Here is a 14,452-nt window from a genome sequence, read left to right as displayed (position 1 = left end):
GCATGGCTTTGTGTGTGGGATTGACCGGGGGGATCGGGTCCGGCAAAACCAGCGTGAGTCGCATATTCGCTGAACTCGGCGCTGGTGTGGTGGATACCGATGAGATTTCACATACGTTGACTGGCCCTGCGGGCATGGCAATGGAAGCGATCAGACTCGCATTCGGCGATGAATTCATTGCGCCCGACGGCGCTCTCGATCGTGCCGCGATGCGCACACTGATTTTCACTGATAGTACGGCTAAAGCGCGTCTTGAAGCTATTCTTCATCCCATGATACGGTCACGTGCCTTGCTGGCCACGCTACAATCAGAGGCGCCGTATACAATGCTGGTGGCGCCATTGCTGCTGGAAACGGGTAGCTACGAGGAAGTAGTCAAGCGTGTGTTGGTGGTGGATTGCGAAGAGCGCATGCAAATCATGCGTACCATGCAGCGTGCATCACTGAGCGAGGAACAAGTGCGGGCTATCATGGCCAACCAGTTGCCACGCAAGGCGCGTCTGGCAAGGGCGGACGACATTATCGTCAATAATGGCAGCCTGGATGATTTGCGCGAGCAGGTGCAAACACTGCATCAGGCCTATTTGGCGCTTGCGAAAAGCTGAACGAAGGTTCTCATCCTTCGCTTGAATAATGTTTGCCAACGCAATCTTTATCAGTCAGAATCGGCCCAGTTAAATACTTCAATGACACGGGTTGGCGTGTACTGATCCCTCATTTCTAAATTAGAGGCGTGCAGGTCGTGAGTCTTTCCATCCTTTTTTTTGATTTCCTCCGGATGCAGCGGTGATTTGTTACGAATATCCCCTGAGCGAGCGTGTGCGTACCCTGCTGCGGCTGGAGGATATGTTCGACAAGGTGCGCTACTTTGCCATCCAGGAAGACGCTCGCCAACACCACGCGGCACTACTGGCATTATTTGAAATTCTCGAGGTCGCCAGTCGCGCCGACCTTAAATCCGACCTGCTCCAGGAACTCGAGCGTCAGCGTCATGGACTTGAACTGTTACGCAGCAATCCGGCAATTTCCGAGCAACGACTAAATCAGGTGCTGGACGAGATTGCCAGCTGTATTGCTGATATTCATGCAATTCCAGGCAAGTTGGGTCAGCATCTGCGCGATAACGAATGGTTGATGGCGATCAAGCAGCGCACCAATATCCCCGGAGGAGCCTGCGAGTTCGATTTGCCCGCGTATCATTACTGGCTGCATCTGCCTGTAATGCGACGACAGGAAGAAATCGGCGAATGGCTTACCCCGATGCTGCCAATCTATGACGGTTTGAGTGTTGTGCTCAAATTGTTACGCGAGAGCGGAAAACCCACACATCACATTGCCTTTGGAGGCGCTTTTCAGCAAATGCTGGCGGGTAAGAGCGCACAAATGTTGCGGATCAATCTGCGTCGCGAACTGCCTTGTGCTCCCGAAATCAGCGCCAATAAATATGCGCTCAATATTCGCTTCATGTCGCTGGGAAAAGGTCGCCCCCGTTTGTGCGAGAGCGATGTCGAGTTTGAGCTGACCTTTTGCAACCTGTGAAAAAACCAGTTACGGTAACCTGTCCGAGTTGCGGCGCCTTGGTGGAATGGACTGAGTCCAACAAATTTCGCCCCTTTTGCTCGAAGCGTTGTCGTCTGATCGATCTTGGGCAATGGGCTGCGGAAGGGTATCGCATTCCTGACGCGGGCAAGCCGGAGTCAGAAAATGCTGATCCCGAAAACAAAGATTAATCTGCCGCCCGAAGGATTTTCACGCCGCCGGTGGTGCCCAATAGCAGCACATCGGCAGGACGTTGGGAGAACAGGCCGTTGGTGACCACCCCCACGATCTGGTTGATTTGTGTTTCCAGCTCGACCGGATTCGCAATGACAAGGTTGTGAACATCCAGAATCACATTGCCGTTGTCGGTGGTGAAGCCAGCGCGTAGCCTGGGTTGACCACCCAGTTTGGCCAACTCGCGGGCCACATGGCTCTGCGCCATGGGAATCACTTCGACCGGCAAAGGAAACTTGCCCAGTACGTCTACTAATTTGGATTCGTCTGCCATGCAGATGAATTTCTTGCTGCACGCAGCAACGATTTTTTCGCGCGTGAGTGCTCCGCCGCCGCCCTTGATCATATGCATGTGACGGGTAATTTCATCTGCGCCATCCACATAAATTTCCAGTTCCCCCACGCTATTCAGATCCAGCACCTGAATGCCATGGCTTCTCAAGCGTTGGGCGGTGGCTTCGGAACTGGCTACAGCGGCTTCAAAACGGCCTTTAATGGTGGCCAGTTCATCAATAAAGAAATTGGCGGTGGAGCCCGTGCCCACGCCGATAATTCCTTGTGGAACATAATCAATTGCGGCACGTGCAACAGCCTGTTTCAGTTGTTCCTGCGTCATTGTCATTATGCAACCCTCATTTACAACAAAACTCGCAGGATAGCTATAATCCGCTTTTTTCACAAACACCCCAAAGCCTGCTAATCTTGGATGCTGTCCTTGTCCAAAGTCGCATCATGTCAACCGCACACGTTTTCAATGATTATCTGGTTCGCATTCTCACCTCCCGTGTCTACGATGTTGCCATTGAGTCCCCGCTTGAGCGCGCGCCTAATCTTTCGGCGCGCATGGGTAACCAGGTATGGTTGAAGCGCGAGGATTTGCAGTCTGTATTTTCGTTCAAGTTGCGCGGCGCTTATAACAAAATTTCCGGTTTATCCGAACAGGCACTGGCCGCTGGCGTGATCACGGCATCCGCGGGCAACCATGCACAAGGTGTCGCGCTGGCTGCACAGAAGCTGGGCTGCCACGCCACCATCGTCATGCCGCTACCCACTCCGCAAATCAAGGTAAATGCGGTCAAAGCGAGGGGAGCAGAGGTAGTCCTGTGTGGTGATTCTTATGATGAAGCTTATGCGCATGCGCAGGTGCTGGCCCAGGCGAGCGGCGCCACTTATGTGCATGCTTACGACGACCCGGATGTGATTGCGGGGCAGGGTACCGTTGCCATGGAAATATTGCGCCAGCACGGCGGCCACATCGATGCAGTGTTCGTGCCGGTAGGCGGTGGCGGGTTGATCGCCGGGATGGCCGTGTATATCAAGTCGCTCAAACCGGAAATAAAAGTTATCGGGGTGGAGCCGGAAGACGCTGATGCCATGGCACGCTCGCTGGAACAGCATGAGCGGGTACTGCTGAGTCAGGTGGGATTATTTGCTGATGGTGTGGCGGTGAAACAGGTGGGGGAAGAAACTTTTCGCCTGGCCAGCCAGTATGTGGATGAAATCATTCGTGTGGACAATGACGCCATCTGCGCAGCGATCAAGGATGTATTCGAGGATACTCGTTCAATTCTTGAGCCTTCGGGTGCATTGAGCATCGCCGGTGCTAAACAGTGGTGTGCGCGTGAAGCAGTCACCGGCAAAACCGTGGTGGCGGTTGCCAGCGGCGCCAACATGAATTTCGAGCGGCTACGGTATATTTCCGAACGTGCAGAACTGGGCGAACAGCGCGAAGCCGTGCTGGCGGTAACCATTCCTGAGACACCCGGCAGCTTCAAGGCATTCTGCACGCTGCTGGGTCCGCGCAATATTACCGAATTCAATTACCGTTACTCGGATCTGAGCGCTGCTCATGTATTTGCCGGTGTGCAGGTAACCAGCCGCGAAGAAGCTACGCAGCTGGTTGCCATGCTCAAGGAGAACGGCCTTACCGCCGTGGATCTGACGGATAACGAGATGGCCAAGCTGCATGTGCGTCATCTGGTTGGCGGTCACGCGCCGCAGGTTGAGCACGAACGGGTATATCGTTTCGAATTTCCGGAGCGTCCTGGCGCATTGATGCGTTTTCTCAATAGTATCGGCCAGCAGTGGAACATCAGCCTGTTCCATTACCGCAATCATGGGGCTGATTATGGTCGTGTGCTGGTGGGTATCCAAGTGCCGCCGGATGAGCAGGCGAGCTTCCGGGCATCGCTGGATCAGTTGGGTTATCGCTACTGGGACGAAAGCCAGAATCCGGCTTATACCTTGTTTCTGAGTTAAGGCTGTGCAGAATAACTTTCAGTCTCTGCTGCGCCTGAATGCAAATTTTCGCGCATTAATGGCCATTGCCGTGATTTGCCTGGGGTTGCTGCCGCTGCCTGGATATGCGAATGACGGAACGGATTTACTGGCTGCGCGCGAGGCCTTCCGTACCGGCAAAATTCAATTGCTGCCTGGGTACGCGGAGCGCCTCAAAGGCTCTATCCTGCTACCTTACGTTCAATACTGGGCATTATCGGCGCGCTTGAAAGACGCGAGCCCAGACGAAATACGCGATTTCATGGCGCGCAATACCGACAGCGTACTGTCTGACAAGCTGCGTGGCGATTGGCTTCGGCTGCTCGGGAAAAATCAGGACTGGGGCACTTTTCTGACGGAATACCCCCTGCTGGTCAAATCTGATCTCACTCTCCAATGCTATGCCATACGCGGCCGCATCGCGCAGGGAGAGACGCTGGCGCTGAAGGATGGCGTCGCGCTATGGTTCACTGGTAAAGACTTGCCTGAGGCATGCACGCCATTGTTCGAACAATTGATCGCTGACAATCTGATTAGCCATGAAGACATCTGGCAGCGCTTCCGCCTGGCGTTGGAATCAGCTAACCCGAGCGTGGCGAAGTCGATACTTGCCTATTTGCCCGGGCAGCAGCAATCGGACGCGCGTCTGGTGGATATGGTGACCACCGCGCCAGAACGGCTGCTGGGCAAGCCCAATCTGGACCTGGATAGCCGTGTCGAACGCGAACTGGCTATCTATGCGATCACGCGCCTGGCGCGAAGGGATGCGCGCAATGCAGCGCAACGCTGGGAAACACTCCGTGCTGAGTTTTCTGTGCCTGATCAACACTATGTCTGGGGACAATTGGGGCTGTACGGCGCTCGCCAGCATCTCCCGGAGGCGTTGGGCTGGTTTGACCGGGCAGGCGTTGACGGCATGAATGATGAACTGCTGGCCTGGAAAGTACGTGAGGCGCTACGTGTAGGCAACTGGGACGTGGTGCAAGCGACCATTCTGCAGATGAGCGATAGTGCGCGTGCCGAACCGGCATGGCGCTACTGGTTGGCGCGCGCCTATAAATTGCACAACAAGCTATATCAGGCCAATGCGTTACTGGCGCCGCTATCGCGTGAAAACAATTTCTATGGACTGCTGGCTGAGGAAGATCTGGGTGCCGCGCTGGGTGCGCAGACGGTTAATTTCAAAGTCGGCAGCGATGAAGTGGCGGCGATGGGGCGCGTACCGGATATTGCCCGGGCGCTTATCTTGTACAAGCTGGATTTGCGCACCGAAGCCAATAATGAATGGATTTGGGCGACACGCAACTTTGATGACCGGCGTTTGCTCGCTGCTGCCGAGTTGGCGCGGCAGAACGACTGGTATGACCGCGCCATTAATACCGCAGATCGCACCCAGCAACTGCACGACTTCGACCTGCGGTTTTTGGCGCCCTATCGCGACATTGCCCACAAATATGCCAAGGAATACGGGCTGGACGAAGCCTGGGTATACGGCCTGATGCGCCAGGAAAGCCGCTTTGTGTCGCGCGCCAAATCCGGAGTGGGGGCTGCTGGCCTGATGCAGGTGATGCCGGCGACGGCGCGCTGGATCGCCAACAAACTGGGTATCCGCCATTTTCAGGCGGACAGCATCCACGGGCTGGATACCAACATGCAGTTTGGCATGTATTACCTGAAGACCATACAGCAAAGCCTGGATGGCTCACTTGTGCTGGCGACAGCAGGCTACAATGCGGGACCGGGCAGAGCGCGACGCTGGCGCGGCGAGCAGGCGCTGGAGGGTGCAATCTATACGGAGAGCATCCCCTTTAGCGAAACTCGCGATTACGTCAAGAAAGTCATGGCCAATGCTATCTATTACGCGCGCAGCTTCGGTCAGCCGGGACAGTCGCTCAAGGCGCGGCTGGGTAGCATTGCCGGAGTGGCGATCGCACCCTTGTGCGGTGGAACCGATGAAAACGCACCGGCCTGTGACAATTGACCCGCTCCAGCGGGTGCGGATTTTAGGTTAAAATCCACGGCTTTGTAAGCTTTCTCTTCAGGAACCGGCATGAAATTCAAGAATATCTGTGTGTTGGGCGGCAGCGGTTTTGTCGGGGCCAATATTGTGCGCATGCTCGCTGCACAAGGATGCAAAGTGCGCGTACTCACGCGCAACCGTGAGCGCGCCAAAGACCTGATCGTATTGCCTACCGTGGAGGTGATTGACGCTGATATCCACGACCCGGCACAACTCAAGCAGTATTTTCTTGGCATGGATGCAGTCATCAATCTGGTCGGCATCCTGCACGAAACGCGTCCGGGGCGCACGGACAAGCCCTCCGCGCGGCGCGGTGATTTTCAACGGGTCCATGTCGAGCTGCCGCGCAAGATAGTGCATGCCTGCACCGAACACGGTATCCAGCGTCTATTGCACATGAGCGCACTGGGTGCTACAGGCACCTCCAATAGCGCCTATCAGCGCTCCAAAGGGATAGGCGAAGCGCTGGTGCGCGAGGCGGGTATGCCGCATTCGGATAATGAGCGCTGGTACCTGGATGGCCCCAAGTTCGTGCGGGGTGCCAGACTTTACACCACGATTTTCAGGCCTTCGGTGATTTTTGGTCGAGGCGATAGCTTCCTCACCCTGTTTGCCGCCCTGACCCAGACTTTTCCTCTTGTTCCACTGGGCAATGCACACGCACGTTTTCAGCCGGTATGGGTGGAAGATGTGGCGCGCGCCTTTGTCAGTGCGCTGGGCGACACTGCCAGCTTTGGCCAGACCTATGACTTGTGCGGTCCCAGGGTTTACACGCTGCAGGAACTGGTGGAATTGGCCGGTCACACAGTAGGCGCGCATCCCCGGATTATTGCGTTGTGCGACATGATGTCTTATTGGCAGGCATGGGCGATGGAATACAAGCCGGGCAAAAAAATCATGACGCGCGACAATTACTTTGCCATGCAAGTGGATAATATTTGCAGCGGTGAATTCCCGTCGCCTGCAAGCTACAAGCCCGCAGCACTGGAAGCGATCGCTCCCGAGTATCTCCGTGATAGTCACCCGCGCGGGCGCTATCAGGCGTTCCGCAATCGCGCCGGGCGCTGATCACCATCATGCAGATCTACGCGGTGGGCGGTGCCGTGCGGGACGAGTTGCTCGGCCTGCCCGTCCAGGACCGTGATTACGTGGTGGTTGGCAGTACCCCGGAGGCCATGGCCCAACTGGGTTACCAACCAGTTGGACGCGATTTCCCGGTTTTTTTACACCCCGTTACGCATGATGAATACGCGCTCGCCCGCACCGAGCGCAAGACCACGCGGGGTTATAAAGGATTTGAAGTGAGCGCTGCCCCCGAGGTTACGCTGGAGCAGGATCTCGCCCGGCGCGATCTCACCATCAACGCCATCGCCAAAGCCGAATCGGGCGAATTGATCGATCCATATGATGGCTGCCGCGATATAGAGGCACGCGTATTGCGTCATGTCAGCGCCGCATTCGTTGAAGACCCGGTCAGGGTTTTGCGCGTGGCGCGTTTCATGGCGCGTTTTACCGATTTTTCCATCGCACCCGAAACCATGGCGTTGATGTCCGAAATGGTCAGCAGCGGAGAGGTCGATCATCTGGTGCCGGAACGTGTCTGGCAGGAGTTGGCGCGCGGCCTGATGGAAGCACAGCCGTCACGCATGTTCGAAACCCTGCGTGCCTGCGGCGCCCTGGCGCGGATCATGCCCGAAGTAGATCGTCTGTTCGGTGTGCCGCAACCGCCGCAATACCACCCCGAAATTGATACCGGCATCCACGTGATGCAGGTGGTGGATTATGCAGCTTCCCAAAATTACACGCTGGCGGTGCGTTTCGCCGCACTGACCCATGACCTTGGCAAGGGCACCACACCGCGCGAGGAATGGCCGCGCCATCATGGCCACGAGGCGCGCAGCGTGGGGCTGGTCAAGGCGTTATGCCAACGTATCCGGGTGCCTAACGAATGCCGCGATCTGGCGCTGATCACCGCACGCTATCATGGCGACGTTCACCGTGCCTTACAGTTGCGCGCCGTTACCATCATTAATATGCTGGAAGCCACGGACGCCTTGCGTCGGCCGGAGCGCTTTGAGCAATTTTTGCAAGCCTGCGAATGCGACGCACGCGGCCGGCCGGGTTTTGAAACCTGCGATTATCCAGCTGCGGATCACCTGCGTACAGCTTTGACAGCCGCGCAAGGCGTAGATGCCGGGGCGATTGCGCGTAGCGGCGAAGCGGGCGATGTCGGGGAGCGTATCCACGCCGCACGCCTGCAGGCAATTCGTCATGCGTTGGGTGCGGCACAGGACGACGAGACGCCGCAATCCTAGCAAGCCGTGTGGGAGTATCGCGCCGGCAGCGGTGTGATTACCAGTTGTTGCCCTGATTTTGCGCCACGGTTGCGCTCACGTTGAGATTCAGAGTGTTGCCCGGATCGTAAGGCATAGTGGTGGTAAAGTCGCGGCCGCGATAGCGGTACACCACGTTGTAGCCGGATACGACCTGACGATAATTGTCCTGCACCCGGCAGCGCTCCACCTGGCGTGGCTGGTAACCATAACTGTCGCGGTTGCCGATATTGTCACCCACCATGGCGCCGGTAACCGCTCCCACTGCCGTAGCGGCAGTGCGTCCGTTACCCTGGCCCACAGTATTGCCAAGCAGGCCGCCTATCAGGCCTCCGACTATGGCGCCCCCATATGAATGGTCACCACTCCGGGATTCACCCCCGACGGTTTCGGTCCAGCACTCGCGATGCGGCTCGTTTACCTGCTGATAGATCGGCGTGGATGAGACCACTTGCGCACGGTCGGTAAAGCTCATTCCGGGATCAGCCAGCGCAACCGTGGAAGTGGTTGCCAGCAGCATGGCGGAGACGATGATTTTTGGGGTATGCATGATTTTTCTCCTTGTATGCAAACGTGACACGCATTGACTGAGGTCAGTTTTGCTGACGGTCCCGTCCATTGTTCGGCTGACGCTGATCGTGTTCCTGGCGGCGCTCAAAACCGTAACCAAAACGGCCCTGACGCTCGTCGCGGCGCCCTTCATATTGCAGCCTGCCACTGTCGCCATTACTGCGTCGGTCCGCTTGATCCCGGCCATTACCGCGCGCTTCATTATCGCCGTCGCGGCTTGCCAGCAAAACTTGAGCGGCGTTATTCAGCGCCGGGCCAGTATTAAAAGACGTGTCAGCAAATGCTGGCATCGTCGCGCCCAGACTAAGGCCGAGGGAAACAAAAGCAATCAAGTTGCGTATTTTCATGATTCACTCCTTATCCGTGATCCGGTTTCTGAATCCACAATTGCATAATGGACGATAGAGCTTGCAAAAGCATTTCCAATCAGCATAAAACTGTAACAGTGTGTAACTGTGTGGCTAAATCGGTCTGGACAGTTGTATATTGGCGGCATGGAAAATACCCAAGAACACATTCTGGTCGTGGACGACGACGCCGGGCTACGCTCGCTGCTTGAGCAATATCTTACCAGCCAGGGCTATACAGTCACGTGTGCTGCCGATGGCGGAAAAATGGACGAAGAGTTAACCCGGATAAGCCCGGATCTGGTTATCCTCGACCTGATGATGCCCGGTGAAGACGGTCTGTCGATTGCACGTCGTCTGCGCGCCAGCACGGCGTTGCCCATCATCATGCTGTCAGCGCGGGGTGAGGATATTGATCGTATCGTCGGGCTGGAGGTTGGTGCGGACGATTACATGCCAAAACCATTCAACCCGCGCGAATTGCTGGCTCGTATTCGTGCGGTGCTGCGTCGTAAACAGGCGATTCCCGCCGAGACGGTCACAAACAACATTGCCAGCTTTGGTCCGTTCAGCCTGGATCTGGACGCCCAGCGCCTGCTGCGCGACAGTGAAGAAATACCGATTACCACGGCCGAATTCGCCATTTTGCGTATTTTTGTCGAGCATCCTAACCGCGTGCTGACCCGTGATAGCCTGATGGACATGATCAAAGGCTACGAGCGCGATCCGTTCGACCGCAGCATAGATGTGCGCGTCACCCGTCTGCGCCGCAAAATCGAGCCCGATCCGGCCAATCCGGTATTCATTCGTACCGTCTGGGGGCAGGGCTACTTGTTTGCGCCGAAAGGCGCAGCTGCATGAGGCTTTGGCCAGCTTCGTTGTTTGGGCGCACTGCCGCGATACTCGGGCTGGCTTTCCTGGTCTTTCAGATCACCGCGCTGGCGCTGGTGGCCGTCACGATACTCAAGCCGATGGCGCTGCGTTCAGCCGATGATCTGGCTGGATTGATGGTGTTGTCAGTACAGACCTGGGTGGAATTACCCCCGGAAACCCGGCCTTATTTCGAGCGTGAGCTTGCCGTACACCACCATTTGCTCATCAAGCGCGTGGATGCGCCGCTGGCAGCGCGCGCCGACAGTTTTCTGAATAGCAGCTACATCGAACAATCGCTCAGCCGCCGTACCGGGCAGGATATCGTGCTCAAAGCCGGCGAAAACGGCTGGGTCTGGGCAGAAATGCGTATGGGCGGACACCTTATTCGTATTGGGTTCGAGCGGGACCGCTACGGCGTGCAATCTCCGCTGGCCGCGGTCGGACTGGTTAGCCTGGGTGCCTTGCTGACATGGCTGACTGCCTTGGTCATGGTGCGGCGCATCAGCCGTACGCTGGTGCGGCTGGGTTCGGCGGCAGGTGAGGTGGGACAAGGGCAAATGCCCCAGCCGCTGCCTGAGTCCGGCGCCACCGAGCTGGTTTCGCTGACCCGCGCCTTCAACCGCATGGCGAATGAGGTTCAGGCTTTGCTAGCCAACCGTACTACCCTGCTGGCTGGAATCTCGCATGATTTGCGTACGCCGATCGCGCGTATGCGGCTGGCCCTGGCCATGTTGCCGCAAGATGCGGATGCACGCCTGATCGGGCAAATTGAGCACGACCTGGAAGAAATGAACCGCCTGATTGGCAGCTTTCTTGAGCTGTCGCGGGGCTTGCAGGCAGAGCCGGTGCAAATGCTTGACCTGAATGTGTTGCTCGATGAACTGGCCGAGGACGCTCGCCGTGGTGGGGGGGTGGTGGAATGGAAGGCACAAAACGCCTGCATGGCCGCAGTTGGGCCGAATTCGTTGCGCCGGGTGGTATCGAATTTGATCGAGAACGCGCTGCGCTATGGCAACCGCCAGCCCATTACGCTGGAATGCCTGTGTACTCCAGGCGTTGCGAAAATCCGCATCATGGATCGCGGTCCGGGGATTCCGCCGGACCAGATCGAAGCGGTATTCCGGCCATTCTACCGGTTGGAAACATCGCGCAACAAGGCGACCGGCGGTAGCGGATTGGGTTTGTCCATCGCCCAGCAACTGGCGCAAGCCAACCACTGGCAGGTGTTGCTGCTGCTGCGCACCGGCGGGGGGCTGAGCGCGGAGGTGCATATTCCGATAATACCTTCCGTTATTGAAAAGGCATAAAAAGCAGCCGGAAAAAAATGTCCATCCACTTCACCAATTGCCACGCCTGTTTCGCTGATCGATTTTAACTACTCGACCTGATCCATTTGCTCTGCCGAATCCAGCAACGACTGTACCGCCCGTTCGAAAAGCGGCTGGTCTTCAATGAATCGTACCCGTTGATTCGCTACCAGGCGCCGGAATACACCCAGACGCATCAGTACAGGCGTGTTCTGCTCATCCAGACTTAATATCAAATTGGACGCATCGGCGCTAACCCAGCTTAAACGGGCGCGGCTAGGGGTTTTGCTTAATTTGATTTCGATAAAAATACCACTATGCAGACGTGCGGTAATGTTTTCGTCAAACCGGGCATCCGCCCCCTGTGAGGAGGGTCCGGCATCGTTGCTGATGGTCACTTCATCAGCCTTGCTGGCAGACGTTTCTTCTGGCTCGAAATAAGAATCCAGCGATTGAATATCGGTGTCCAATTGTCTGATCGCCGCATCCATCAGGGCTTTTTCGGCAGCACGTTGCGGAATATCCGTTGCCGGGGGCTGCTCAACCGCCACATTTTTAACCAGACGCTCGAAGGTGTCGTGCATCAAAGATAAGGAGGGTATTTGAAACGACTCGTTGATCGAGCGCAATGCACGGGTATGCGCATCAAATAGCCAGTCCAGCAATTCCTTTTCCTGCGTTTCCGGGCTGCCGATTAACGCCAAACCTTCGCGCAAGGTACGAATCATGATAGGCAATATCACCGACATTTCCTGGCGATCATGCTCATCTATCTTGGGTGCAATGCTCCAGACCAGGTCGGGGACCAGTGAACGAAATCGTTCAGCGCGTACCACGCCAATATTTTCGGCACGCTCTATGACTTGCACCCATGTGTTGGACAGGAAATCGTGCAGAAAGGCGTCGAGTGTGAGGCCCGACAATATTTCCGCCATTTGCGCCCAGACATGGGTAAACCGTAGCGTCCGGCTTTGTACATTCTCTATTGCCTCGACCGCACGATTTAATTTTTCGTCTTTGCTACGTAATTCCGCCGCTACAAACGCATCGAAATCGTCCAGCAACCTGGCTAACAAAGTTGCAAACGTATCCAGATCGTTGACGGCTTCGTTCAGCAATGTTTCTACGATCTGGCAAATTTTCGCGCTCATCCGGACGCCGTCCGGATCCAGTTGCTTCAGCCCAACAGAAATGGCACCTATCCGATTGATCAGCACGCGCACGGGATGCCATTTTTGAGTCAATAGCGTGGGGTCGCGCAAGGCCAGCTTCAACACCAGGAACTGCAATCTGCCAAGCTGCGCGCGCACCTCCGGTGGCACCTGGCTGTCGCGCAAAATAAACTCGAACAGCATGGCTACGACATCGATGGTCATTTGCTCATCGACTTCCTGGGTTTGCGCCTCAAGATTGGAGCGCTGCTCAAGAATCAGGTTGCGTATCTCACCGTTACTTCCCAGCATGTCGGCTGTAGCAGGGGTTCGTTCTAGCAGAAGTGTATCTATCGATTGAGCCAGTTGAACGGTTAATGCGCGGGCGGCAGCAGGTGGTATATAGGATTTGGATACACCGGAAGGATGTATCTGCACGCCGCCACTGCCCAGTAGCTTGCGTAGCAACTGTCCTACCTTCTGAGCGCCACTCAACCACCCTGATGATGCTGGCCTATTGGCTTGCGTCGGCTTTGTTGCCTCTGTGCCTGCCGGCTGCTCCACGCCATGGGCATCACTCGCACTGGAGCCTGACACATGGCCCAAACCTGACGCTGTTTCACTATAACGCTTCACCATGCTCAGCAACTGATCAAGCTTTTGTTCATGCGAGACTGCCGATATTGTCTGATGGGTAGATTGATTTGCACCCGTCGATGCGCTTCCATCGTTCGCGGCACCATCGGCAATGCCAGCATTGGGGTGCGTTACGGCTTGGGCGGCATGCTGGTTCGATGCGGTGTTTGCCATGGTTTTAATTGTTTGCAGAAACTGCTCTGCACTCTGTTCCGGCGCCGTGGTTGATGCATTTCTGCCGGTTATGTTATCTACGTCAGATTGGGTGCTATGGCGGTATTGGGCGGGCGATGGCGTTGCATCCTTGCCGTCTGTAACAACTGATTCGTGATCGTCGGAGTATGAGGACTTTGTTGGGGCCGTTTTGTTGGGGGATTTCCTGATTCTAAGCGGCAATTCAGCCGCAACGCCGTTTTGCGCAAAGAATGCATTCACGCTGGCATAAATGCCATCGATAGTGCTTTCCATGCCTGTTGCCAATAATTGTGTCAGTATTTGGACTAACTCGTTTGGCAAACCCATATTTTCCGAAGCGTCGGCGAGTGATCTCGAAACCAGATAGGGGCGGAATGGGACTTCACGTTCTTTTATATCGTCTTGACCGAACAACAAGGCAATACGGATATTCAAGTCACGCAGCTGTTCTGTCGCTTCATTGCGGAAACGATCAGTAAACGCAACCAGTTTCAGTTCGCCTTCAAATACTGAAGTTTCTACAAGTGACAAAACACCTTCATGCCCCGATCCTGAAAAAGCCGGACGGAATGTGCTGTATGCCGTTTGCAGACTGCGATTAAGCAGTTTGTCCATACTGTCGTGCAGCCGTTGTCTGAGTTCGGCATGACGCTCACTCAGGACGCCGTGTACTGTGAAATAATGGCTTTGTTCCAGAGAAGAGCGGCTGTTGTCCGCTTTTTTAAATGCATTTTCAATGCTTTGTGGAAGAAATTGATCAAAAGCATCCAGATATGCGCGCAAAAACTCGATCCTTGCAGCGATCAATAACTCTTTTGGATCGGTCACGACTCTATCTCCCTCATCTCGATAACACAGGCGCCGCTCGTGCTGTTATTTATTGATCCGGCCTGATTTATCCGTGATTCATGCTGCATATTTTACGCGTGCATCCTGGAAGAACTTTATCACCCGCTCGGGTGATTTCTCC

At 55.7% G+C, this 14,452-nt stretch carries 13 protein-coding genes; 9 read left to right on the top strand and 4 right to left on the bottom strand.

The features are described 5' to 3' along the window. The first annotated feature begins 2 nt into the window (after positions 1–2). The 3 genes from coaE to yacG all read left to right on the top strand — a co-directional run bounded on the left by coaE (position 3) and on the right by yacG (position 1,730). Entirely contained in the window at positions 3–605 is a 603-nt protein-coding gene (coaE, locus tag EI185_RS15460) for a dephospho-CoA kinase (RefSeq protein WP_124706053.1), read from the top strand. 181 nt (positions 606–786) lie between these two features. Further along, a complete protein-coding gene (gene zapD, locus EI185_RS15455) occupies positions 787–1,539 on the top strand; it encodes a cell division protein ZapD (protein WP_124706052.1) in 753 nt (250 codons plus the stop codon). Continuing rightward, positions 1,536–1,730 carry a DNA gyrase inhibitor YacG gene (gene yacG, locus EI185_RS15450; RefSeq protein WP_124706127.1) on the top strand — a complete coding sequence of 65 codons (195 nt, stop codon included), beginning with the start codon at positions 1,536–1,538 and terminating at the stop codon, positions 1,728–1,730. Before zapD ends, yacG begins: the two co-directional genes overlap by 4 nt. Here the strand turns inward: yacG and rpiA are convergent. After that, a complete protein-coding gene (gene rpiA / locus EI185_RS15445; protein WP_189836436.1) occupies positions 1,727–2,389 on the bottom strand; it encodes a ribose-5-phosphate isomerase RpiA in 663 nt (220 codons plus the stop codon). The genes yacG and rpiA overlap by 4 nt on opposite strands. Positions 2,390–2,505: 116 nt before the next feature. Here rpiA and ilvA point away from each other — a divergent pair, with 116 nt between their 5' ends. The 4 genes from ilvA to EI185_RS15425 all read left to right on the top strand — a co-directional run bounded on the left by ilvA (position 2,506) and on the right by EI185_RS15425 (position 8,385). After that, positions 2,506–4,032, top strand: coding sequence for a threonine ammonia-lyase, biosynthetic (ilvA, locus tag EI185_RS15440; protein WP_124706050.1), 1,527 nt, complete (start codon positions 2,506–2,508; stop codon positions 4,030–4,032). Positions 4,033–4,036: 4 nt separating this feature from the next. Next, positions 4,037–6,031, top strand: coding sequence for a lytic transglycosylase domain-containing protein (locus tag EI185_RS15435; protein ID WP_124706049.1), 1,995 nt, complete (start codon positions 4,037–4,039; stop codon positions 6,029–6,031). 69 nt (positions 6,032–6,100) lie between these two features. Next, positions 6,101–7,138, top strand: a complete 1,038-nt coding sequence (locus tag EI185_RS15430; protein ID WP_124706048.1) for a complex I NDUFA9 subunit family protein — start codon at positions 6,101–6,103, stop codon at positions 7,136–7,138. A gap of 8 nt (positions 7,139–7,146) precedes the next feature. Then, positions 7,147–8,385 (top strand): multifunctional CCA addition/repair protein, encoded by a 1,239-nt coding sequence (locus EI185_RS15425; RefSeq protein WP_124706047.1) that lies wholly within the window; start codon positions 7,147–7,149, stop codon positions 8,383–8,385. Positions 8,386–8,422: 37 nt separating this feature from the next. Here the strand turns inward: EI185_RS15425 and EI185_RS15420 are convergent, their stop codons facing one another. Both EI185_RS15420 and EI185_RS15415 read right to left on the bottom strand, forming a co-directional pair. Beyond that, positions 8,423–8,953 carry a glycine zipper 2TM domain-containing protein gene (locus EI185_RS15420; RefSeq protein ID WP_124706046.1) on the bottom strand — a complete coding sequence of 177 codons (531 nt, stop codon included), beginning with the start codon at positions 8,951–8,953 and terminating at the stop codon, positions 8,423–8,425. A gap of 43 nt (positions 8,954–8,996) precedes the next feature. Next, complete coding sequence (locus tag EI185_RS15415) at positions 8,997–9,320, bottom strand: hypothetical protein (protein ID WP_124706045.1); 324 nt, start codon at positions 9,318–9,320, stop codon at positions 8,997–8,999. Positions 9,321–9,467: 147 nt separating this feature from the next. Between EI185_RS15415 and EI185_RS15410 the strand changes: the two genes are divergently transcribed. Next, the gene (locus EI185_RS15410) at positions 9,468–10,181 is read left to right on the top strand and encodes a response regulator (protein ID WP_124706044.1); all 714 of its coding nucleotides are present in this window, start codon (positions 9,468–9,470) and stop codon (positions 10,179–10,181) included. After that, the gene (locus tag EI185_RS15405; protein ID WP_124706043.1) at positions 10,178–11,500 is read left to right on the top strand and encodes an ATP-binding protein; all 1,323 of its coding nucleotides are present in this window, start codon (positions 10,178–10,180) and stop codon (positions 11,498–11,500) included. Before EI185_RS15410 ends, EI185_RS15405 begins: the two co-directional genes overlap by 4 nt. Positions 11,501–11,568: 68 nt before the next feature. Here EI185_RS15405 and EI185_RS15400 read toward each other — a convergent pair whose 3' ends face one another. Further along, on the bottom strand, positions 11,569–14,310 hold the full coding sequence (locus EI185_RS15400) for a DUF1631 family protein (RefSeq protein WP_124706042.1): 2,742 nt from the start codon (positions 14,308–14,310) through the stop codon (positions 11,569–11,571). Positions 14,311–14,452 lie beyond the last annotated feature (142 nt).

The organism is Sulfuriferula multivorans, assembly GCF_003851125.1.
Classification (GTDB): Bacteria; Pseudomonadota; Gammaproteobacteria; order Burkholderiales; family Sulfuriferulaceae; genus Sulfuriferula; species Sulfuriferula multivorans.
This window is presented reverse-complemented; position numbering and strand designations above follow the sequence as displayed.

What these genes read in the sequence shown, in the direction of transcription:
- coaE (WP_124706053.1), top strand. Translation starts at nt 3, where the DNA reads ATGGCTTTGTGTGTGGGATTGACCGGGGGGATCGGGTCCGGCAAAACC.
- rpiA (WP_189836436.1), bottom strand. Translation starts at nt 2,389, where the DNA reads ATGACGCAGGAACAACTGAAACAGGCTGTTGCACGTGCCGCAATTGAT.
- ilvA (WP_124706050.1), top strand. Translation starts at nt 2,506, where the DNA reads ATGTCAACCGCACACGTTTTCAATGATTATCTGGTTCGCATTCTCACC.
- EI185_RS15430 (WP_124706048.1), top strand. Translation starts at nt 6,101, where the DNA reads ATGAAATTCAAGAATATCTGTGTGTTGGGCGGCAGCGGTTTTGTCGGG.
- EI185_RS15425 (WP_124706047.1), top strand. Translation starts at nt 7,147, where the DNA reads ATGCAGATCTACGCGGTGGGCGGTGCCGTGCGGGACGAGTTGCTCGGC.
- EI185_RS15420 (WP_124706046.1), bottom strand. Translation starts at nt 8,953, where the DNA reads ATGCATACCCCAAAAATCATCGTCTCCGCCATGCTGCTGGCAACCACT.
- EI185_RS15415 (WP_124706045.1), bottom strand. Translation starts at nt 9,320, where the DNA reads ATGAAAATACGCAACTTGATTGCTTTTGTTTCCCTCGGCCTTAGTCTG.
- EI185_RS15410 (WP_124706044.1), top strand. Translation starts at nt 9,468, where the DNA reads ATGGAAAATACCCAAGAACACATTCTGGTCGTGGACGACGACGCCGGG.
- EI185_RS15405 (WP_124706043.1), top strand. Translation starts at nt 10,178, where the DNA reads ATGAGGCTTTGGCCAGCTTCGTTGTTTGGGCGCACTGCCGCGATACTC.